The organism is Actinopolymorpha sp. B9G3 (genome assembly GCF_040120725.1).
Classification (GTDB): domain Bacteria; phylum Actinomycetota; class Actinomycetes; order Propionibacteriales; family Actinopolymorphaceae; genus Thermasporomyces.
On record NZ_JBEEAB010000020.1, the window covers coordinates 26,985 to 48,778 of the forward strand.

At 68.2% G+C, this 21,794-nt stretch carries 20 protein-coding genes; 12 read left to right on the plus strand and 8 right to left on the minus strand.

Annotated features, from left to right (window positions below; all coding sequences use genetic code 11):
- Positions 1-88 precede the first annotated feature (88 nt).
- The 3 genes from ABNF93_RS27170 to trpB are packed head-to-tail and all read right to left on the minus strand — an operon-like array spanning position 89 to position 2,938.
- Positions 89-844, minus strand: coding sequence for a GntR family transcriptional regulator (locus ABNF93_RS27170; RefSeq protein ID WP_349331035.1), 756 nt, complete (start codon positions 842-844; stop codon positions 89-91).
- Positions 845-884: 40 nt separating this feature from the next.
- On the minus strand, positions 885-1,727 hold the full coding sequence (gene trpA, locus ABNF93_RS27175; protein ID WP_349331036.1) for a tryptophan synthase subunit alpha: 843 nt from the start codon (positions 1,725-1,727) through the stop codon (positions 885-887).
- The gene (trpB, locus tag ABNF93_RS27180; RefSeq protein ID WP_502877631.1) at positions 1,724-2,938 is read right to left on the minus strand and encodes a tryptophan synthase subunit beta; all 1,215 of its coding nucleotides are present in this window, start codon (positions 2,936-2,938) and stop codon (positions 1,724-1,726) included. The genes trpA and trpB overlap by 4 nt, the downstream gene beginning before the upstream one ends.
- Before the next feature lie 265 nt (positions 2,939-3,203).
- Here trpB and nuoF point away from each other — a divergent pair, with 265 nt between their 5' ends.
- Entirely contained in the window at positions 3,204-4,502 is a 1,299-nt protein-coding gene (nuoF, locus tag ABNF93_RS27185) for an NADH-quinone oxidoreductase subunit NuoF (protein ID WP_349331037.1), read from the plus strand.
- Positions 4,503-4,709: 207 nt separating this feature from the next.
- The gene (locus ABNF93_RS27190) at positions 4,710-5,504 is read left to right on the plus strand and encodes a phosphotransferase family protein (protein ID WP_349331038.1); all 795 of its coding nucleotides are present in this window, start codon (positions 4,710-4,712) and stop codon (positions 5,502-5,504) included.
- 117 nt (positions 5,505-5,621) lie between these two features.
- On the opposite strand, the gene ABNF93_RS27195 is transcribed toward ABNF93_RS27190, so the two are convergent.
- Positions 5,622-5,975, minus strand: a complete 354-nt coding sequence (locus tag ABNF93_RS27195; RefSeq protein WP_349331039.1) for an MmcQ/YjbR family DNA-binding protein — start codon at positions 5,973-5,975, stop codon at positions 5,622-5,624.
- 314 nt (positions 5,976-6,289) lie between these two features.
- Here ABNF93_RS27195 and ABNF93_RS27200 point away from each other — a divergent pair, with 314 nt between their 5' ends.
- The gene (locus ABNF93_RS27200; RefSeq protein WP_349331040.1) at positions 6,290-7,852 is read left to right on the plus strand and encodes a globin domain-containing protein; all 1,563 of its coding nucleotides are present in this window, start codon (positions 6,290-6,292) and stop codon (positions 7,850-7,852) included.
- A 21-nt stretch (positions 7,853-7,873) separates the two neighbouring features.
- Here the strand turns inward: ABNF93_RS27200 and ABNF93_RS27205 are convergent, their stop codons facing one another.
- The gene (locus ABNF93_RS27205; RefSeq protein WP_349331041.1) at positions 7,874-8,626 is read right to left on the minus strand and encodes an SAM-dependent methyltransferase; all 753 of its coding nucleotides are present in this window, start codon (positions 8,624-8,626) and stop codon (positions 7,874-7,876) included.
- 144 nt (positions 8,627-8,770) lie between these two features.
- Between ABNF93_RS27205 and ABNF93_RS27210 the strand changes: the two genes are divergently transcribed.
- A complete protein-coding gene (locus ABNF93_RS27210) occupies positions 8,771-9,493 on the plus strand; it encodes an HAD family hydrolase (RefSeq protein ID WP_349331042.1) in 723 nt (240 codons plus the stop codon).
- A gap of 32 nt (positions 9,494-9,525) precedes the next feature.
- On the opposite strand, the gene ABNF93_RS27215 is transcribed toward ABNF93_RS27210, so the two are convergent.
- Complete coding sequence (locus tag ABNF93_RS27215; protein WP_349331043.1) at positions 9,526-11,334, minus strand: DUF429 domain-containing protein; 1,809 nt, start codon at positions 11,332-11,334, stop codon at positions 9,526-9,528.
- Positions 11,335-11,520: 186 nt separating this feature from the next.
- On the opposite strand from ABNF93_RS27215, the gene ABNF93_RS27220 reads away from it, so the two are divergent.
- The 6 genes from ABNF93_RS27220 to ABNF93_RS27245 all read left to right on the plus strand — a co-directional run bounded on the left by ABNF93_RS27220 (position 11,521) and on the right by ABNF93_RS27245 (position 18,661).
- Positions 11,521-12,321: a class I SAM-dependent methyltransferase gene (locus ABNF93_RS27220; RefSeq protein ID WP_349331044.1), complete on the plus strand. Its 801-nt coding sequence runs from the start codon at positions 11,521-11,523 to the stop codon at positions 12,319-12,321.
- A 175-nt stretch (positions 12,322-12,496) separates the two neighbouring features.
- Positions 12,497-15,562: an alpha/beta fold hydrolase gene (locus tag ABNF93_RS27225; RefSeq protein WP_349331045.1), complete on the plus strand. Its 3,066-nt coding sequence runs from the start codon at positions 12,497-12,499 to the stop codon at positions 15,560-15,562.
- Positions 15,556-16,359, plus strand: coding sequence for an ABC transporter permease (locus tag ABNF93_RS27230; RefSeq protein ID WP_349331046.1), 804 nt, complete (start codon positions 15,556-15,558; stop codon positions 16,357-16,359). Before ABNF93_RS27225 ends, ABNF93_RS27230 begins: the two co-directional genes overlap by 7 nt.
- Before the next feature lie 206 nt (positions 16,360-16,565).
- Entirely contained in the window at positions 16,566-17,048 is a 483-nt protein-coding gene (locus ABNF93_RS27235) for a VOC family protein (RefSeq protein ID WP_349331047.1), read from the plus strand.
- Positions 17,049-17,117: 69 nt separating this feature from the next.
- Positions 17,118-17,459, plus strand: coding sequence for a YciI family protein (locus tag ABNF93_RS27240; RefSeq protein ID WP_349331048.1), 342 nt, complete (start codon positions 17,118-17,120; stop codon positions 17,457-17,459).
- Positions 17,456-18,661 (plus strand): RNA polymerase sigma factor, encoded by a 1,206-nt coding sequence (locus ABNF93_RS27245; RefSeq protein WP_349331049.1) that lies wholly within the window; start codon positions 17,456-17,458, stop codon positions 18,659-18,661. Before ABNF93_RS27240 ends, ABNF93_RS27245 begins: the two co-directional genes overlap by 4 nt.
- Positions 18,662-18,678: 17 nt before the next feature.
- On the opposite strand, the gene ABNF93_RS27250 is transcribed toward ABNF93_RS27245, so the two are convergent.
- The gene (locus tag ABNF93_RS27250; protein WP_349331050.1) at positions 18,679-19,383 is read right to left on the minus strand and encodes a M15 family metallopeptidase; all 705 of its coding nucleotides are present in this window, start codon (positions 19,381-19,383) and stop codon (positions 18,679-18,681) included.
- Between the two features lie 87 nt (positions 19,384-19,470).
- Between ABNF93_RS27250 and ABNF93_RS27255 the strand changes: the two genes are divergently transcribed.
- Both ABNF93_RS27255 and ABNF93_RS27260 read left to right on the plus strand, forming a co-directional pair.
- Entirely contained in the window at positions 19,471-20,166 is a 696-nt protein-coding gene (locus ABNF93_RS27255) for a response regulator transcription factor (protein WP_349331051.1), read from the plus strand.
- Entirely contained in the window at positions 20,159-21,301 is a 1,143-nt protein-coding gene (locus tag ABNF93_RS27260; RefSeq protein WP_502877633.1) for a sensor histidine kinase, read from the plus strand. Before ABNF93_RS27255 ends, ABNF93_RS27260 begins: the two co-directional genes overlap by 8 nt.
- 9 nt (positions 21,302-21,310) lie before the next feature.
- Here ABNF93_RS27260 and ABNF93_RS27265 read toward each other — a convergent pair whose 3' ends face one another.
- Positions 21,311-21,760: a pyridoxamine 5'-phosphate oxidase family protein gene (locus ABNF93_RS27265; protein ID WP_349331053.1), complete on the minus strand. Its 450-nt coding sequence runs from the start codon at positions 21,758-21,760 to the stop codon at positions 21,311-21,313.
- Positions 21,761-21,794 lie beyond the last annotated feature (34 nt).

Below are 21,794 nucleotides of genomic sequence, written 5' to 3' on the forward strand. Positions count from 1 at the left end.
GCACTGGATGAGGGGCGCCCTCATGCGAACCTCCATCGGATGAGGGGACCTCATGCGACCCGCCACCGCCGAGGGCGTTGGCTGCGCGTCAGCCGGTGGCCGCCCAGTGGAGGGACAAGCCGTTCGCGGCGCGCTGGGTGGTGATCTGCATCATGCTGCCGAGAATGGTCGCCCGGTCGGCGACGATGGCGATGCCGTCTGCTGTGTAGGTGATCCGTTCGCTGATGAGGACCGGCACCCCCGGTGGCTCGTCGAGGTGGCGGGCAACATCGTCCCCGAGCACGTCCGGGCCGATCGTCTCCGACGCCTGAGCGACCGCGACGCCCAGATCGGCCAGGGACGCGTAGAGGGAGACGGCCGTGAAGTCGACCTCGCGGAGATCCTGGGCGTGTGGTGGACGCACCCAGGAGACCTGATGGATCGCCCGGCGGCCGGCGAACTCACGGACCCGCTCCAGTCGCAGACCGGTGTCGGTGACGCGGGCGCGCAGTTGCCGGGCGATGCGGGAAGGCAGGCGACGCACCGCTCGCTGCACCACTGTCGTACGCAGGTCATGGCCCTGGTCGCGGAGGTCGTCGGCGAAGCTGCGTAGGGAACCGAGCTGGTACGCCAGCTGGGGTGGCGAGACGAAGGTCCCGCGACCGGGCCGCTGCACGATCAGTCCGTCGTCGCTGAGTTGCCTCAACGCCTGACGCAGCGTCATGAGGGTGACTCCGTAGGTGCTGCTGAGCTCACGCTGCGGCGGCAGCGCCTCCCCGGGTGCATAGTGTCCGGCCCGGATCTTTGCCTCGAGGTCTCGGGCGATCCTGCGATACCTCGCCTCGCGTCTGACGTCGTGGGTCATCCTCGTCCGGTCCGTCCCCAGTCCATTTCAAAAGCCTGTCTCAGCCGCGTCGATCCGCGGCTCCCACAGGTCCGTCCGCGGTGTCCAGCGCGACGCGCAACGCCCCGATGTACGCTCCTGTCGCCGCAGGACCGGCTCCGTCGAGCACCCGGCGCATGATCGCCGCGCCGACGATCACGCCGTCGGCGTACCGGGCGGCGGCGGTGGCCTGTTCGGGCGTGGAGACGCCGAAGCCCAAGAGTACGGGCCGATCGGTGGCCTGCCCGATCCGCGTCGCAAGGTGCGCCGCCGAGGCCGGGAGTTCCTCCCGTTCGCCCGTCGTACCCATCACTGAGACCGCATAGACGAACCCCCGGCTGCGCGCCGCGATCTCACCCAACCGCTCGGCCGGCGTGGCCGGAGTGGCGAGCAGGGCGAGCTCCACGCCGGCTCCGGCCGCGGCCCTCTCGACGTCGCCGGCCTCCTCCAGCGGCAGGTCGGGAACGATCAATCCACTCACACCGGCTGCGCGCAGAGCCGTGCAGAACCGGTCGGCACCAGTCCGCAGGACCAGATTGGCGTAGGTGCTGACGACGATCGGCACGCCCACGCCTGCTCGCGCGAGTGCGTCGAGGATGCCGGACGGCGTGGCTCCGCGGGCGAGAGCCGCGTCCGACGCCTCCTGGATGGTCTTGCCGTCCAGGGTCGGGTCGGAGAACGGAATGCCGACCTCGATGGCGTCGGCGCCGGCGTCGGCGAAGGTCTGCAGGTATCCCACCCAGTCCTTCGTGATGCCGCCGGTCAGATAGGGCATCAGCAGCTTGTGGCCACTGTCGCGGCGGGCACGCAGGTGCTGCTCCAGGGTGGTGCTGTGTTGGTTCATGACCTCACTTCGTTCGGTCATGCGGTCACGCCCGTACGCGTCATGAGGGTGGTGACGTCCTTGTCACCGCGGCCGGAAAGGGTGAGCAGCACGGTCGATCCGGCAGGCAGCTCGTCCGACCCGGCGGCGCGCAGGACCCACGCCACCGCATGCGCTGACTCGAGAGCGGGCACGATGCCCTCGGTACGGGACAGCCGCACAGCGGCCGCCACCGCGTCATCGTCGCCGGAGGTGACATAGCGGGCCCGGCCGATGTCGCGGAGATGGGCATGCTCGGGACCGACGCCTGGATAGTCCAGTCCGGCCGCGATCGAGTGCGCCTCCCGGACCTGCCCGTGAGCATCCTGCAGGAACAGCGACCGGAACCCGTGCAGGATCCCGACCTCGCCGCCGGTCGCGCCGGCACCGCCCACCGCCTCGACACCCACGAGCCGCGCGCCGGTGTCGGCGAATCCGGCGAAGGTGCCGGCCGCGTTGGAACCACCACCCACGCACGCCACCACGTAGTCAGGGATGCCGGTGGGCAGCTCGGCGGCGCACTGGGCGCGGGCCTCCTCACCGATGATGCGCTGGAACTCCCGGACCATCCACGGGTAGGGATGCGGCCCGGTCACCGAGCCCATGCAGTAGTACGCCTCGTCCGCCGCCCCCACCCAGTGGCGCATCGCTTCACTGGTCGCGTCCTTGAGCGTGCGGCTGCCCGCCCTAACCGGGACCACCTCGGCGCCGAGCAGCCGCATCCGGAAGACGTTGTGCGCCTGCCGCTCGATGTCGCGCTCGCCCATGAACACCATGACCGGCAAGCCCAGCAACGCTCCCGCCGTAGCGGTGGCCACACCATGCATGCCGGCACCCGTCTCCGCGATCAGCCGCCTCTTGCCCATCCGCCGGGCGAGCAGCACCTGCCCCAGCACGTTGTTGATCTTGTGTGAGCCGGTGTGCGCCAGATCCTCACGCTTGAGCAGGACGGTCACACCCAGCTCGGCCGACAGGCGTACGGCCGGTGTCACCGGCGTGGGGCGACCCACGTGCACGGCCAGGAGCCGCGTAAGGCTGCCCCGGAATCCCGGATCGCTCCATGCCTCGGCGAACGCTTCAGCCACGTCCTGGCACGCCGGCACCAGCGACTCCGGCACCCAGCGGCCGCCAAAGCCTCCAAACCGCCCCGCTGGCCCGGGATCGCGCATCGCGAACCGCTCGCCTTCCTGCGTACGCGCCAGTACGCCCGTCATGGTCGCACCTCACTAACGTTATAGAACTGTCGTTCCAGTTATAGAACAGATGGGAAGTGGCTGGCAAGTCCAGCGGCAGTCAGACGCGCCTCGCATTCGAGGTGGCCGCGGCCGGCCAGTGGCCTTCGACATGAGGGCGATTTGTGATTAGCTTCACAAGCAGGCTGGTCGCCGCGACAATTGGTGGCGACAGGCGACAGTGACCCGCACGGCTGATCAGCGACGAGAGTGCTGTCGGGTGCAGGCTCGGCGAGAGGGGTGACGGATGACGGCCTTGCTGGCGCCGGCGCTCACCGCCAACTGGGACCAGGACCGCGCCTGGACGCACGACGCGTACGTCGACCAGGGCGGTTACGACGCGCTGCGCAAGGCGGTCAAGCTTGACCCGGATGCCATCGTCGAGATGGTGAAGGACTCCGGCCTGCGTGGTCGTGGTGGCGCAGGTTTCCCGACCGGAATGAAGTGGGGCTTGCTGGCGCCGCTCGGTGACAAGCCGCGTTACCTGGTGGTCAACGCTGACGAGTCCGAGCCTGGAGCGTGCAAGGACATCCCGCTGATGATGGCCAGCCCTCACACGCTGGTCGAGGGCGTCATCATCTCCTGCTACGCGATCCGGGCCCGGTGGGCGTTCGTCTATGTGCGCGGCGAGGTTCTTCATGTCGTACGACGGCTGCAGCGCGCCGTCGCCGAGGCCTACGCGGAGAGCTACCTGGGCGCCGATGTTCTCGGCACCGGGTACGAACTCGACCTGATCGTCCATGCCGGTGCGGGCGCCTACATCTGTGGCGAGGAGACCGCACTGCTGGACTCGCTTGAAGGCCGTCGAGGACAGCCGAGACTGCGGCCGCCGTTCCCCGCCGCGGAGGGGCTTTACGCGTCGCCGACGGTGGTCAACAACGTCTGCACGATCGCGACTGTGCCGTCGATCATTCGCGGCGGGGTGGAGCAGTTCCGGAGTCGGGGAACGGAGAAGGCCCGCGGCACGGTGATCTACTCCCTGTCGGGGCATGTGAAGCGCCCCGGTCAGTACGAAGCCGGCCTGGGCACGACGATGCGTCAGCTGCTGGAGCTTGCCGGGGGCGTCCGCGAGGGGCATCGGCTGAAGTTCTGGACGCCGGGTGGGTCGTCGACACCGATGTTCACAGCCGATCATCTCGACGTCCCGCTCGACTACGACGCGGTCGCCGCGGCCGGATCCCAGTTCGGTACCGGGTCGCCGATGGTGTTCGACGAGACCGTGTGTGTCGTTCGCTGCGTGCTGCGCTGGATGGAGTTCTACAAACACGAGTCGTGCGGCAAGTGCACGCCATGCCGTGAGGGCACGTACTGGCTCACTCAGATTCTCCAACGGCTGGAGAACGGTGATGGGAGCGAGGAGGACCTCGACACTGTGCTCGACCTGTGCGACAACCTCGCCGGACGATCGTTGTGTGCTCTCGCAGACTTCGCGACCGGTCCGGTCATTTCGTCGATCAAGCACTTCCGCGACGAATACATCGCGCACCAGACGAACGGCGGCTGCCCGTTCGTCCCGGCCGCGTCGACCCTATTTCGAAAGCCCTGAGCCGGAGACCAGGCGAGAGCCAGCCGGGCGTGGACACCTTCGGTAAATTCCGTAGTCATGCACCAAGGCTGTCGACCAGACTCGTGCGATGTGGCCGACAGCTACAGACAACCGTCCGGGCAGACTCTTGGGTGGGTAGAAGCCGCTCTGGGTCCAAATGCCCGGGTTCTTGCCATGTCAAGGCTCGTCGGTGGGCTGACCGCCGACATGGACCGGCTGACGATCGCTGCCGGTAGGGGCCCGTTCGACGTCGTACTGCGTCGGTGGTCGGACAACAAATGGGCAACGTGGGCAACCGGGTTGATCGATCGCGAGACGGCCGCATTGCTGGCGCTCGCCGAGCATGATCTGCCGGTGCCACGACTCTTGGCCGCTGACCGCACGGGCGAACAGGCGGGCGTGCCGTGCCTGTTGATGACGGCGCTGCCTGGCGAGCCACTGTTCGAGCCGTCGGATCTGCCCGGTGTCGTGCGTCAGATGGCGAACCTGCTCGTCCGCATCCACGACATCGTGCCGACCGGGCTGGAATCGACCGATCCTCACGGCTTCTGCAAAGAGGTCGATCGCGGTTGGATCGGCGACCCCGCGCTTGCCCACGCTGTGACCGAAGCCGCAGCGGCCGCCCCGCCCGGGGGGCAGCAGGTGCTTGTGCACGGCGACTACCTGCCCCTCAACGTCTTATGGGTCGATGAGCGGTTGTCGGGCGTCGTCGACTGGACCTACGCCGGCAGCGGTAAGCGCGAAGTCGACGTTGGCAGGTGTCGGCTCGGGCTAGCTGTGCTGTTCTCGCCCGAGGTTGCGGAGGCCTTTCTGCGGCGGTACGAAGCCGAGGCGGGCCTGCACATCGACCCGCGCGCAGACATCCGAGCCCTGCTGGCCTTCGGCCCCAGCTGGTTGCAGTTCATTCCCCGCCAGGTGGCCGGACGTGCACGGGCCGACGGGCGAGGAATAGTCGAACGGGTTGAGAGCGTGCTGCGAACGGCGGCCGCGCGGCTTGGCTGATCGACTTCATCCGCCTCGACGTGTCCCTTTGGGGATGCGCCATGCGTACACCGCGTTCGGGCGGCGCGCGTAGGTCAAGCCCTCGGGCGGTTGTGGTCAGGGATACTCCGCGTGTCGTCAGGCGTTTGCGGGACGTTCTTTCCTGGGCAGCTTGCTGACCACCGTGTCGTACGAAGCGTCGATCGCTTCGAGCAACTCGTCCTCGGGAATCGCCCCGCCGACGTTCAGCGTGTTCCATCCCGAACGTCCGATGTAGGCCATGACCGTCGCGTCGTCGGGGTAGCGCACCAGCCACTCGTCGGCGATCTCCCGGTTGGGGCCGCACTTGACTCCGACCGAGGACCCGGCGTCACCGCCCAGGAACGCGAAGATCTTGCTGCCGACCTTGGCGACGACATCGCCCTCCCACGGTTCGTCCCGCCAGGCTCCGGGCTTGGCGAGGCAGTAGGCCAGCAGATCATCGCGCGTCATCGGCTGCTCCTCGGTTTCGGCTCCTACCCTAGATGGCCAATTCCAAGGGGAGTCGCCTGACTCGCGGCTCCCCGCATCCCGGAATTGGCTGTCAAGGCGGAGGCATGGACAGCGTGTTGACAACGGTTGTTATCGTGCCGGCTACGGCATGGTCCGTACGCCGTACGCCGTACGCCGTCCGCCGCCGCCACCCGCGCCCACGCCCACGGTGGCATCGCCGGTCAAGGTCTCTCGGGGCCCGGGATCACCGCTGTCTGGCCGGCATGCCTTCGTTCGGCGGAACGCGTGGGGTCCTGCCGGAAATGGATGTAGCCATGCCGAAGCAGCCCGCTCCCTCTCACGCGGCCCTCGAGCACCGCTGGCTGCTGGATCATCCGCCGGGTTTCCGGCCTTTCCGAGGTACTGATCTGTTCGACCGGATCGGCGGCCAGCCGGCGATAGACAGACTGGTCGACCTGCTCTACGACGGTTTCGACGACGACGAGCAGCTGCGACCCCTGTTCCCGCGCGACCTCGCCGATGGTCGGTCGATGCAGAAGCTCTTCTTCGCCGAGTGGCTGGGTGGTCCCCGTCGTTACAGCGAGCAGTCGAACGCGGGTCTGAGGCACCGCCACGACAGCCTTCCGATCACGTCGGCGCTGGCCGGCAGGTGGCTCGGGCACTTCCGCCGGGCGCTGGAGGCGACGATCGCGGCGGAGAACGACCGCTCGGCGATCTTCGCGCAGGTCCGCTCGCTGGCGCTGGCTCTCGTCAACGAGCAGGTGGCCCCGGCCAGACGGAGGCAGAGGAGTGGAGAGAGCGGCGACCCGAGCGCGACGAGTGGCGTCGCCCGGGAGGTGGCCTGGTGCGGATCCGGCGCCCGGACGGTGAAGAAGGCGATGGATCTCGCTCGTCGCGGTGATGTCGCCGGGGTCGACGCGGCCGTGGTGGAGGCGCCGGATCTGCTGCGTCCCACGTACGCCGCGGCGATCATGCAGGCGGCCACTCTGGCCGGCCGTGCCGAGGTCGTCCGGACGCTGCTGGGTCGCGGCGTCGGGGCCGACCACCCCTACTACCTTCCGGTGGGCGTGACGGGTGTGGCGTACGAGCGGGTGCTGTTTGTGACGCCGCTGTGCGCGGCGCGGATGAAACGTCGTTCCGCGGTCGAGACGCTCCTCACTGCCGCCGGCGCGAGGGAGGACGTCTTCACCGCCGCGTTCCTCGGCGACATCCCCACGCTCACGGGGATGCTCGCGGCCGATCCGGACCTTGCGCAGGCGGCGGATCCCGCGGTCGACGTTCTCGACATCACGCCGGTCGACCATGCGGTCGCGGGCGGGCAGATCGAGGCGCTGCGCCTCCTCCTCGGCCACGCCCCACGCCCGCGCCCGGCTGGCGTGCGAGCGTTGCGCGGTGCCGCCGCAAGGGGCAACGTGGCGATGGTCGAACTGCTGCTGGCGTACGGGGCGGACGCGACCCGGATCGGCGTCGGACGCTGGGTCCTGCATCCCGAACTCGCTCCGCTCCTTGCCGGTCGGGGCGCGTCGATCGACTCCTCAGGTTCGTGGATCGGCGCCAGTTGTACCGGAAACCAGGGCCGCAAGGACGATCCGGAGTATGTCCGCGCGCTCCTGCGCCACGGTGCCCGCGCCGATGATCGCCGTACGAGCGACTCCGGAGGCACCTCCGGCGTCGGGGCCCTCAACGCGACAGCTCTGCACTACGCCACCAAGGCAGGGTTCCTGAACACCATCGAGGTCCTCCTCGAGCATGGAGCCGACCCACACGCCCGTGACAGCCACGGCCGCACGTCGCTGGACTGGCTGGAAAAGGCGGCACCATCGGTCCGGCGGGCGGCCGTCCGACGCCTGCTCACGTCCGGACGGCGACGGCGGTGACCAGGGTCGAGAAGATCCTTCTCATCTGCGGTGAGCCGCGACCCGCGTGAAGCCGAGTAGCCGGCCGGCATCCTCGCGAAGCATGGCCGCCTCCTCGCCTGGTTCTCCTCGGTCGCGGTCGCACGCAACGTTCCATCGCAGCCAGTCGTGCCAACCGTCGGCGACCCAGTCGGCCACGTCGACGCTGACCTGGCCGGTCTTCTGCCAGTGATACCTCCACCAGGCAGGACTGTGGAAACTGCAGAAGTCCCACTTCCAGTAGCGCTCGAGATGGCTCGGCGGCAATGTCTCGGGCTCTTCGGCCAGGCCGGGGACGACGATTCCGATCTGGCCACCGGGCTTGACGAACCGCGAGTAGTAGCCGATGTAGAGATCGTCGGTCCCGAAGTAGTGGTAAGCGTCAATGCTGACCAGGGCATCGAAGAAGCCCTCGGAAAAGGGCAACGCGTGGGCTTCGGCGTGGAGGGGATGGACCTGGTCGTGGAGACCTGCTTCTGCCACCCGGGACCAGTTTTCCGTGGGCTTGACCCACAGATCGGCCGCCCACACCTCGACGTCGAACTCCTTGGCGAGGAAGATCGACGTCAGGGCCGTGCCGCATCCCATGTCGAGAACCCGCATGCCGGCTTCGAGCGGCATCACCTGCGTCAGCGCTTCAGCCAGCCAGACGGGGTTCGGCCCCATGGCGTTGTCGACCATCCAGCGGATCGAATATCGAGCGGACCGTGGGTAGCGCTCGTTGGCCAGCAGCGTGGCGAGTTCGTCGTCGTCCATGGGACGAAACTCTGACCGCGCCGGATCAGCCAGGCAACCCGATATCAGTCGTTCCCGCCCTTTCCTCACATGTGACGGGTAGGGTGACCTGATCAGCATCTGGCACAGGACACTGGGGGACCGCTCGGCGATCATGTGGACGTCATGACCACTACCATTCCCAGCGCTCTGGTGCATGTGCTTGCGAAGACGCGCTGTGTCCTCCTCGACTTCGACGGCCCGATCTGCGCCGTCTTCGCCGATGGTCGAGATGCGGAGGTCGCGGACGAGATGCGCGCGATCCTCCGCCGCCATGAGATCGAGCCACCAGGCGAGGTCAACAGTGCGTACAACCCCCTGCGCATTCTGCGTTACGCGTACGAGCTCGGGCAGGCCGACGTGATGACCGAGATCGAAGACTTTCTCCGGGAGGCCGAACTCCGCGCCGTCGCCGACGCGCTACCGACGCCCGACGCGGCGGACACCATGTTGGCCTGCCACGAAGCAGGTCGTCCGCTCGGCATCGTCAGCAACAACTCCGCGCCGGCCATCGAGGCATTCCTCGATGCCCATGGGCTCAGCCACCTCGTCCTCGCGGTCGTGGGGAGAAAACCCATCCGGCCAGACCTGATGAAGCCACATCCCGACCCGGTGAACCGAGTGCTCGCGATCCTCGACACCCCTGCGTCGGACTGCGTACTCGTCGGCGACTCACTGACCGACATCGAGGTAGCACACGCCACAGGTGTACGGAGTATTGGCTACATCAGGTCGCCCTCGCGGCGGAGGGCCCTGCTCGCCGCGCTACCCAACGCGGTGACCCAGAGTATGGCGACGCTCGCTGCCGCCATCCGAGCGAGTCAGCCCGCAGCCCGTACCTCGTCCTGACCATACGGGGCCCAACGGGATGGACGCGCCAGCTAACGATCGACGTCTGGCTGCTCCTTGGGCGTACGCAACTTTTCCAGGCGGGTCCGCAACAACATCGTGCGGTGCGCATTTCCGTGCAGCTCGAGGTACCGGGTGCCGAAGATTGCCAGCAGAGCGTCGTCGAGCCTGCGTACGGCACCCGGTGGATACCGGTATCCCATCCGCGCATTGAGGGCCGCGCTGTCCACGGAGCTCAGCAGTGCGGCGAGCTCGTCCAGCGACGTCACCCCCAGCTCGAGCAGCAGCCCGGAAACCCATGCGTAGTGGTCGGTTCGGGACCAGCCGGCGTCGGCGTACTGCCCGGCGAGGAACGTCGCGAGGTCCTGTGCGCTGATGCGTGGGTCGCCGACGTCCTGCTCCGGCGGCTGGCCAGTGGCCGTTGTCTGTAAGCGATCCTGGATCAGGGAGAACTCACGGTCGGCGAGTTCCAGGAGCCCGGCGGCGAGAGTGAATCGCCGGTTGAGGTCCGGCACATGTTCTTCCGGAATCGTGCCCTTGTAACGGATGGCGTGCTCGAACTCCGCCCACGCGTGCTGGAGAACCGTTCGTACCTGCACCTGAGCACGCCGCTCACGAGGCGCCTCGTACGACGGATCCGGTTCCCGGCCAGCCTCGAGTGCGACGAGCAGATGCCTGCTGGCGTAGCCGAAACGGCCCTCGCTCGCTGTTTCCTGACCCATGTCCCGGTCGTCGAGGACGAAGAACTGATCACGAAGCAGGTCCGCGACCGCTGTGACGTCACCGTGCACGTAGGTGATGACACGGATACCGATCTGGTCGGTGATCTCCTTAAGAGGATCGGCGTAGAGCGGTTCGCCGGCGACGTTCCGATCGGCCTTGGCCGCGAAGGACGAGACACTCTTCGCCCGTCCGGTCACGCTGAGGTAGTTGATCCCGGCGTCATCGAGGAGGGTGGTGACATGGGCGACCAGCCGGTCGGTCTCGGCACGTAGCGTCGGCTGCAGTGCTGCGTACGCCTGAACTGCCCGCCGGACCGGATCCTTCTGCACCACAGTCGGTTCGGCCGCCTGCTCATGAACCCGTGCCGCGCGGGGTGCGGGCTGGTGTCCCTCCGGGAGGGTCGGCGTGACGATGTAGCCGGCGGCGAAGTCGCCATAGATGGTGATCATGCTTGGCAGTTGCTCGGCAAACATCGCGACGTACGCACACACGACCGCGTCGATCTGGTCCTCGGCTCGTCGCAGGTCACTCTTACGGGCGGCCGACTCGACCTGTGCGACCAGCGCCTTCCAGGCGTCGTGCTCGTCGACGACCAGAGGGACAGATGAGTCCCTGAGACCTTCGAGCAACACCATGAGTCGCAACAGTTCGGACCGGAGCTGTGCGAGGGGTCGGCCGGACTTGTGCTTGTACTTCAGCGTCCGCCCCAGGCGGAACAGCGCCACCGTGGCGGGATGCGGGTAGACCTCGATCGCTCGCTGGCGCGACCGAGACGACGGGTCCATGTCGAGACCGAGGATGGCGGCCAACCGCGCCCCGCGAGGGACCTCCGCGAACTCGCGCCTGCCGGTGTTGGACGGGTGTGCGCCGGCGTCGAAGCGGGCGAAGTCGCGGTTGAGTGCCGTCTCGCACGGCCTGCTGCCCGTGGAGTTCTTCACCACAAGGGGGGCGTCGATCGCGACAAGGCAGTCGCGGTCGACGTATGGCTTCAGGACACCCACGATGGCCTCGTCGCGTTTCTGCGCGGACAGATGGACCAGCCGCCCGTCGGAATCCACGACGGCAAGGCCGCTTTGTCTCTCCTGACCCCACGCGAGGTCGACGCCGACGTAGTACATGTGCACACCCTGCCCTCTCGGCGCGTCCGATGCACACCGTCGGGTGTTTCCAGGAACTGTGGCGCATGTGCCACGCTCCATCGACTTTCGGGATCGCCAGGTGGGGGCAGGCTCGTCGGGCGATGTCGAGGAGTCTGGCGAGCGCGGGCGAGTAGGTCGCTCGCGCACACGACGCGGAGGACGATCATGGGATGTACGGAGGATGACCCGAGGCGTCACGGCTTGCGTGGCGGATTCGACCGGGCAGCCGAGGACTACCAGCGCACCAGGCCAGTCTGTCCGCCGCAGTTGTTCGATGACCTCATGGACCTGGCCAAGCTCGAAGCGGGCGACCGGGTGATCGAGGTCGGCTGTGGCACCGGCCAGGCGACGGTGCCGCTCGCCGAGCGCGGGCTGGCCGTCACCGCTGTCGAGCTGGGTGCCGAGCTGGCAGCCATCGCCCGCCGCCGATTGACCGGATTCCCTGCTGCCGAAGTGGTCACCTGTCCATTTGAGGACTGGCAGCCACAAGGTCCCCCGTTCGATGCGGTGGTCGCGGTCAACTCCCTGCACTGGATCGACCCGCACCTTCGTTACGCCAAGCCCTATGAGCTCTTGCGATCTGGAGGTGTCCTGGCCGTGGCAGGGTGCCAGTGGGCACGGCCGGCAGACGCAGATCGCTTCTGGACGGACGTGCAGGAGGACTACCGGGCCGTGGGATTCGAGGGCTGTCCGCCGCCTCCGCCCGAACAGCTGGGCCCGCGGCACCTCCCGCTCGAGGCGGGGAGTCTCTTCGAGGAGGTGGCGAGCCAGCGCTACCCCTTCCAGGTCCGCTTCAGCGCTGAGGACTACCTCGCCAACCTGGCTTCGCAGTCTGGCACCCATGCACCCGGCGAGGATCGAAGCACGGAGTTCCTCGCCCGGGTGAGGCACCGACTGGAGACACTCGGACGGCCCCAGCTGACCGCCACCTTCGTTGGCTATCTGACCGTCGGCCGGCGGGCGTGACGGCGAGCGTGAGCGCGGCCGAGGATCGCGACTCGACGCGCGATCTTGTGCCTGGAAGACCCAACTGGGCTTGGGAAATCCCGAAAGCTGGGCTGATCCACCCCTGTCAGTAATGGGCCGGTAGCCGAAATGAGCGAAACTACTCGCTTCTCCCGTATCTGGTTACCGTGGCCCGATGGTCGCACCTCGCCGGCGCATCCACATCCCGGCGCTGGTGATCGTCATCTCCACCGCGGTCGCCGGCCTCGGCCTGAGTCTCTTCCTGCCGGCGGGCGATTCGCCTACCTCGACCAGGTTCTCGAACACCGCCGTCTCGAACACCGCCGTCTCGAAAACCGTGATCACGAACGCTGTGGTGACGGTCTTGTCCGGCCCGCGGCGCGACCGGCCGGTGCGGTTGGACACGCGCCTGTACGTTCCCCGGGCTGCGAGCCCGGACGATCCCGCTCCTGCGATTCTTCTCGCGCACGGCCTCGGCGGTACCAAGACGAGCGTGGAGGACCAGGCCCTGGACCTCGCCGACGAGGGCTACGTGGTGCTCACCTGGACGGCGCGGGGCTTCGGCCGCTCTGGCGGCCATATCCACCTGAACAGTCCTGACCACGAGGTCGCCGATGCCCGTGCCCTGCTCGATCTACTGGCCGAGCGTCCCGAGGTGCGCCGCGATTCTCCGGGCGACCCGAGGGTCGGCGTCGTCGGATCGTCGTACGGCGGCGCGCTCGCCCTCCTGCTCGCCGGACATGACCAACGGGTCGACGCGATCGTGCCGCAGTCGACCTGGAACGACCTGGGACGCTCGCTGTTCCCGGAGTCGACGGGCAAGGGTCCCGAGGCCGGCGTGTTCAAGCGGGCGTGGGCGGGCTGGTTGTACGCATCCGGGCTCGGTGACCGTGGTTCGCTGCCCCAGCTCGCCCCCGACCTCGGCGAGGACCAGTCGACGGACTCGGGCGGCCTGGCCTCGACCATGCCGAACGGAGCGAGCGGACCGAACGGACCGCAAGGAGCGGACGGAGCGAACGGACCGGACGGAGCGAACGGGGCTGGCGCGTCCCGCGTGTTCCGCACGACTGGCGGGGCCACGCCCGCGGCGGACGGGAGCGCCGGCTGCGGGCGGTTCGCGCCCACGGTCTGCCGGATGTACCAGCGGGCCGCCCTCACCGGGCGGGCCGACCCGGCGACCGTCCGGTTGCTCGACAGGTCGAGCCCCGCCGGCGTTCTCGACCGCATCACCGCGCCGACCCTGCTCGTCCAGGGCACCCAGGACACGTTGTTCCCGCTTGCCGAGGCCGACGCCAACCTGGCCGGCATCCGTGCGAACGGCACCCCGATCTGCGCGATGTGGTACTCCGGCGGCCACGACGCGGGCGCTGGCTCCGACGTCGACCGGTGGCGGGTCCGGATGGCGACCCTCGTCTGGCTGGACCACTACCTCGGCGCGGCCGACCAGCACGACGCGGGACCGCCGCCCGTCCGTCCGTTCGCGTTCACCCGGATCACCGGCGTCGATGACGAGAGCGGTTCCGTGCGGGCGCTCGGCCTCCTCGCGCCGTCCGCCTACCCAGGGCTTGACGGCGACCTGCCAGCCCGTGAGGTCCGGCTGGGAGGCGGTCCGGGTCAGATCAGTAACCCTCCGGCCGGTACGCCGGCCGCGATGTCGTCAGTGCCTGGACTCGGCGCTGTCGCCGGCCGCCTGCTCACGCGTGTCACCCTCGACGTGCCTGGACAGGCGGTGTCGTACGACTCGGGCCCGCTGTCAGGTCCGGTCGATGTCACGGGCTCGCCGACGGTCCGCGTCCGCGCCGCGTCGCGGTCCGGGGACGCCGTGCTCTTCGTCAAGGTGTACGACGTGGCGCCCAACGGCCTCACCGAACTGCCAGGCGGCGCGGTGGCACCTATCCGGCTGCACAACCTTCCCGCCTCGCTCGACCAGGCCCAGCCTGTCGACGTCACCCTGCCCGGAGTCGTCCACCGCTTCCAACCCGGCCACCGGATCCGCGTCACCGTCGCGACGTCCGACCAGGCGTACGCCGGCCCCGCCGAGCCGCGGACCTATGTCGTCGGCCTGGCGGGGAACTCCATCCGGCTACCGCAGGTGCGGGCCACGACCTCCGGCATGACCGCGGGGCCGTGGCTGGACGCCGCCATGGCCCTCGCCGCCGCACTCGCTGTCACCGCAGCGGCTCTCTGGTTGCTCGCCCGGCGGCGAACCCGGCGCCGGGATCGCGGCGTCGACTCGGTCCATGCCGAGACGCCCCTGGTGGTGCGCGGAGTGTCCAAGAGGTACGGCCACGACCGCTACGCCCTGCGCGACGTGGACTTCACGGTCGGGCGAGGCGAGGTCGTCGGCCTGCTCGGACCGAACGGCGCCGGCAAGACCACCTGTCTGCGGATTCTCGCCGGACTCATCCGGCCCTCCGCGGGCCGGGTCCTGGTGTTCGGTCGCGACGTCGTGCCGGGCGCCTCCGTCCTGTCTCGTACGGGCCTGCTCGTCGAAGGCCCGGGCTTCCTCCCGCACCTGTCCGGACGCGCCAACCTCGAACTGTTCTGGGACGCCACCGGCCTTCCGCGCGAGCAGGCCAAGTTCGACGACGTACTGGAGATCGCCGGTCTCGGTGCCGCGGTCGATCGGAAGGTCAGGGAGTACAGCCACGGGATGAAGCAGCGCCTGGGGATCGCTCAGGCCATGCTCGGCATGCCGGACCTCCTCATTCTCGACGAGCCGACAGACGGGCTGGACCCGCCGCAGATCGCGGCACTGCGCCGGGTCCTGCAGGCCTACGCCGAGGGCGGCCGGTCGGTGCTGGTGTCGAGCCACCTGCTGGCCGAGGTCGAACAGACGTGTACGCATGTCGTCGTCCTCCACCTCGGCCACCTGCAGGCCGCCGGACCGGTGGCCGACATCGTGGGCGGGGCGGCTTCGGTCGTCGTGGACGTCACCGACGTCAGCCGAGCCGAGACGCTGCTCGCGGGGCTCGAGGTGGGTGCGGTGGCGCGGCACAACGGCGGCCTCGTCGTCGACCTGGACGGGGTGCCCCGCACCCGGCTGGTCCGGACTCTCGTGACCGGGGGCGTCGACGTGTCGCGGGTCGCGCCACGCGGGGGACTCGAAGACGTCTTCCTCGGCCTGGTGGCGCAGCGTCCGGAACAGCGGGCCGGACACGTTCCGGACGAGGAGTCCGGTGACCAGAGCGCGGGTGTCGCGACTCGGGGGCGGGACGGAACGAGCGGACCGCCATGCTGACCGTACGGACAGAGATCCGCCGGCAGTTGTCGCTCCGGCGGACCAAACTCGCCCTCGGCCTCGCGCTGGCGCTGCCCGTCGTCCTGGTCGCGGCGTTCGAACTCGGTGGCAACGACCAGGACGACACCCTCTCCTTCGCCGCGCTGGCGACGGCCAGCGGCGGCAACTTCACCGTCTTCACCCTCGGCGCAGCGGCCGGCATCCTCCTGACCGTGATCGTCGCTCTCGTGTGTGGCGACACGGTCGCCAACGAGGCGAGTTGCGGCAGCCTGCGGTACCTGCTCGCGGTTCCGGTACCCAGGGCCCGCCTGCTTGGCGTCAAGCTCGTCGTGAGCCTGCTGATGTCCTCCCTCGCCCTCGTGATCCTCGCCGTCACGTCGCTGTGCGTGGGCGGGGCCGCGTTCGGGTGGGGTTCCCTGCGTACTCCGTACGGCGGCAACCTCGTCGGGGCTGACGCGGTGTGGCGACTCGCCGGCACGGTCGGCTACCTCGCCGTGACGCTGGTTCTCGTCGCCGCTCTGGCGTTCTGGCTGTCCACCGCCACGGACGCTCCGCTGGCCGCTGTGGGCGGCGCGGTCATGGTGATCATCGTCTCGAAGATCCTGAACCAGGTCGACGCCCTCGGCGTGATCCGAAGCCTGCTGCCGATGCACTACGCGAGCCAGTGGAGCGGGCTGTACGTGGATCCCGTGCGACTGGACGGGATGGCGAAGGGTGCGTTCTCCACCGTCGTCTACTCGGCCATCTTCTTCGCCTGCGCATGGTGGACGTTCCTGCGCAAGGACATCCTCTCCTGACCGGCCGGAGGGCTCGAGCCCCGGCCGTGCCCCGTATGTTCGATACCACCGGTAGATCCCGAAAATACTTGCCGGTCGACCTCCACTGATGTCGTATCCGATGGGCCGCCGATCGTCTTACCAGGAAAGGCCACGCGGAGGTGCAGGAGCGGACTCCACTGAGTCCGCCCCCTCGCAGGCCACAGCTCGACGTAAGGAGAACCCGGATGTCCTCGACAGCCAGCCCCAACCCGATCCCGGATTCCTACCGGAGAGTCACGCCAGCACTCGTCGTCCGCGGCGCCGCCCAGGCCCTGGACTTCTATGCCGAGGTGTTCGCAGCGACCGAACGGATGCGTTTTCCAGGTCCTGATGGCACGATCGTCCACGCCGAGATCGAGATCGGCGACTCGGTCGTCATCGTCGAGGACGAATCGCCACAGATGGGGACCAAGGCGCCGCCGGTCACCGGGCTCGATGGATCCCCCGCCTTCCTGTTCGTCTACGTTGAAGACGTCGACGCCACCATCGAGCGCGCGGTGAAACTCGGCGCGGAACTCAAGCGGCCTCCGCAGGACCAGTTCTACGGTGACCGGGACGGCTACCTCATCGATCCGTTCGGCCATGGCTGGACCATCGCCACGCATGTGGAAGACGTCTCGGCTGAGGAGATGATGCGCCGCATGGCCGCCTTCTCCGATCAGACCTGACCCACACCACGCCGTCGTGGTGGCGTCCACGCGCCACCTGTCCAGGACTCGTAATGGAGTGAAGACCAGATGAAGTATGTGCTGTTGTTCGTCGAAACCGAGCAGTACATAAACGAACTGCAGGCCATGGGGCAGACCGAGCGCGAGCGGGCCTATGCCCGCGTCCACGAATGGTTCGCCGACCACGCCGATGTCGTCCGAGGAGGCGCCAAGCTGCAGTCACCGGCCACCGCAACCACGGTCCGGCTTGGTGGCGGTGAGCCGATCGTCACCGACGGCCCCTTCGTCGAGGGCAAGGAAGTTGTCAGCGGCTACACCGAGATCGAGGTCGACGACCTGGACGCAGCGCTTCGGATGGTCAGGACCTGGCCGGGCTGCCCGACCGTGGAAGTGCGCCCGCTGGAATCATGAACCACCTGCCCGAGAAGGCCTCGCATGCCGAGCTGGCCCGCGTCGTACGCGAGCACGCGGGCCAGCTCGCCGCCGCCCTGGTCCAGGTCACCGGCGACTTCGCCACCGCGGAGGATCTGGTCCAGGACGCCGTCGTGGCCGCCCTGCAGCGCTGGCCGACCGACGGAATTCCGGCCCGACCGGATGCCTGGCTGTTCACCGTCGCCCGGCGGCGCGGCGTCGACCTGCTCCGCCGCGATGGCAACTACCGGACCAAGCTGGCGCAGGTGCAATGGCCGGTCCAGCCCGAACCCGACGACCGGCTTCGGCTGATCTTCACCTGCTGCCACCCGGCTCTCCCACAGGAGGCGCAGATCGCCCTCACGCTGCGGGTGGTGTGCGGACTGACCACGGCGCAGATCGCGCGTGCCTTCCTGATCCGGGAGACGACCGTTGCGCAGCGGATCACCCGGGCCAAGCGAAAGATCAGCCTGGCAAAGATTCCGTACCGGATGCCGGCTGAGGACGAACTCGCCGAACGGCTGAGCCAGGTGCTCGCGGTCATCTACCTGGTTCTGAACGAGGGCTACCTGTCGACCGCCGACCACGCGCACTCACGTGACCTCGTTGACGACGCCGACTGGCTGGCGTCCCTGCTGCACCAGCTCGTCCCCAACGAGCCCGAAGTAGCCGGCCTGCTCGCCCTGATCCGCCTCCACCGCGCCCGCGACGCTGCCCGCTTCGGAGTGGGCGGCGACCTGATACTCCTGCCGCACCAGGACCGGTCCCGGTGGGACCACAAGGCGATCGCCGACGCCACCCGGCTGTTGAGCATCGCCGCCAGACAACATCGTCCGGGCCCGTATCAGCTCCAGGCAGCGATCGTCGCCTGCCATGCCGAAGCACAACGTTGGGAAGACACCGACTGGGAGCAGATCGTCCTGCTCTACGACATGCTGCTTCATCTCGCACCCTCGCCGGTCGCCCGCCTCCACCGGGCGATCGCCCTGCGCTACACCGCAGGGCCCGCGGCCGCGATGAAGGAACTCGACACACTCGGTGAAACGCTGCAGCGCTACCACCTCTACCACGCCACTCGCGCCGAGCTACTGCGCGAACTCGGTCAGCTCGACCAGGCACACGCCGCGGACGTGCAAGCCCTCCAGCACACGACCAACCCCGCCGAACAAGCCATCCTCCAGCAACGGCTCACCTGGACCTAGCACCATGCGCGTGCTGGTCACTGCCGCATCCTTGGATCGTGCGTGGGGTCGGCGAACATGGGCGGGCAGCCGTCATCGATGGCTTCGGGGCGCAGTTCGTAGTGCCACGGTTCATTGCGGTAGATCTGGCACAGCCCGTACTCCGCGCCGTGCTCGGAGAGCCACGTCGTGGCATCGGAGGGCCCGATGTCGATCGCGTCCCCCGACACGTGAGGAGAGGTGTCCGCGGTGGCCACCCACCGGGCAGCTTCCTCTTCCGAGCCGTACTCGGAGATGGCCTCACGAAGCAGCTGATCCTGGTACGCAGGGGTTCGCCAGCCACTCTTGACGTGGAACTCGACCCCGTCGTCTGCGGCGGCGGCTGCGGCTTGGCGGAGGGCAGCGAGCAGATCGGGATCAAGGTTGGCCACGGCCGGAAACTCGTCCTCGAAGATCGTCACGCCACCAGGGACGGCGCCATCTGCCACATCGCGGTCGCCAAGCGCAGGACGGTGGTCGCCGCGAGGGTGCATAGGTCTCCGCTGACGATCCGCAGCCGCCGAAGGGGTGTCGGTGGCCGCCGCGTCGGTGGGTTGTGCTGCGCCCGAGGAGGAGGCCAGCGACTGGCAGATGAGAACGCCGAAAAGCGTCGCGCTGAGGGTGACAAGGGCGACAATATGGGCGGCGAGGATGGTCGATCGGGTACGGCGGGCCGGTGTTCGTGCTGGTTCGCTGTAGGCCATGCCCGCAGTCAACGCAGCGTGGTGTTCTCACCACGTATGTGGATTTCGATATGCCGACGATATGCTCCGGCTCGTAGCATCGAGAGTGTGCGTGTGTTGATCGTCGAGGACGAGCCCTTTCTGGCAGAGGCCATCCGCGACGGCCTACGCCTGGAAGCGATCGCGGCCGATATCGCCGGTGACGGCGACACCGCTCTGGAACTGCTGAGCATCAATGCCTACGACATCGCCGTCCTCGACCGGGACATTCCTGGGCCAACCGGTGACGAAGTCGCCAAACGCATCGTCGCCTCCGGCAGCGGCATTCCGATCCTCATGCTCACCGCTGCCGACCGGCTCGACGACAAGGCCTCCGGGTTCGAGCTCGGTGCCGACGACTACCTCACGAAGCCCTTCGAACTTCAAGAGCTCGTCATGCGGCTCAGGGCGCTCGACCGCAGGCGCGCCCACAACAGGCCACCCGTGCGAGAGATCGCCGGTCTGCGGCTGGATCCGTTCCGCCGCGAGGTCTACCGCGACGGCCGGTACGTCGCGCTGACCAGGAAGCAGTTCGCCGTGCTCGAAGTCCTCGTCGCCGCCGAAGGGGGAGTGGTCAGTGCCGAAGAGGTCCTGGAGCGTGCATGGGATGAGAACGCCGACCCGTTCACCAACGCCGTGCGCATTACGGTTTCGGCCTTGCGCAAACGGCTCGGCGAACCCTGGCTGATCGCCACGGTGCCCGGCGTCGGCTACCGCATCGACACTGCACCCGGCCCCGGACGTGCGGGATCCGACCGTGAATAGGGCGCCTGGATTGAGCGTTCGCCTCAAACTCACCCTCAGCTATGCCGGATTCCTCATGGTTGCGGGTGCCCTGATGCTCGCCGCCGTGTGGGCGGTCCAGGCGCGGTATCTGGACGACGGTGTGACCATAGGCGGGCTCCCGTGGCTCGGAGGACCGAGCCGCTCCGACCCCCTGCGTGGTTTCGGCCTGGCTGCGGCCATGGTCATGGCGTTCCTTCTGGTGTTCGGTCTGCTGGGTGGGTGGATTCTCGCCGGCCGCATGCTCGCGCCCCTGGACCGCATCACCGACGCCGTCCGCTTGGCCGCGAACGGTTCGCTCTCCCACCGAATCCGGCTACCGGGCCGCGGAGATGAGTTCCGCGAACTCGCCGACACCTTCGACGCCATGCTCGCTCGGATCGAGACAAACGTCGCCGAACAACAGAGATTCGCGGCCAACGCCTCCCACGAACTGCGCACCCCGCTGGCGATCACGCAGACCCTTCTCGACGTGGCCCGCAACGATCCGAACCGCGACGCCGGCGAACTCGTCGAGCGTCTCCACTTCGTCAACGCCCGAGCGATCGACCTCACCGAAGCACTGCTTCTGCTGAGCCGTGCGGACCAGCGATCCTTCACCCGCGAGTACGTCGACCTGTCCCTACTCGTAGAAGAGGCCACCGAAACGCTCCTCCCCCTCGCAGAAAAACGCGGCCTCGCCATCGAGACCTCCGGCGACCTCACCCCCACCATCGGCTCACGCGCGCTCCTGCTACAGCTGACGACGAACCTCGTGCACAACGCGATCGTCCACAACCTGCCTGACCAGGGCAGAGTGTGGGTCACCACCAGCGTTCACCCCGGGACTGTGGTGCTCAGAGTCGAGAACACCGGCGAGAAGCTCCTCCCACAATTGGTTTCCACGCTTGTCGAGCCGTTTCAGCGCGGGACCGAACGCATACGCACCGACCACGCAGGTGTCGGCCTCGGCCTGGCCATCGTCAAGAGCATTGCCCAAGCCCACGACGGGACCCTCGCGCTCACACCCCGGCCCGCTGGCGGGCTCCGCGTCACGGTGCAACTACCCGCCGCACCACCGCACACTGAGGGTTTGCGAGGGGACGCGTCGCCCCTCCCAACCATTGTTCAAAACTGAGAGACACGCCTAGAGAGAGGCCGCGGCGACGGCCGCTTCGAGCTCCTCGAATGCCTCGGACAGGTCGCTGCTCAGCCAGTGTTCGGGCTGGAGGTGGACGACGACGGAGGTGGGGCCGAGGGTCCGTTGCACGTACACGGCGAGCTCGGCCTCCTGCAGGTACCGAGCCGCGATCGTGGTGACGTCATCGCCGGTCGGCTGCTCGTTCCAGTGCGCGGGGCCTTCGACGGTCACATAGCGGTAGGGGCGGTCCTCGGCCTGGACGCTGAGGCTGAACCGTCCGGCGGCCCGGAGCAGGCGGTCCTTCAGCGTTCCTCGCTCCATCCAGACACGCACGTCGCCGCCCGGGCTGTAGTCGTACCAGACCGGCACCGCGAGTGGGGCCCGACCGTCGCGGGCGACCGCAAGTGTTCCGACGCGGGGCTCGGCGAGGAACCTCTCACGTGCTTCGGCTGTCATGGGCATCGGCTGATCTCGCTTTCGCTCGTGGGTG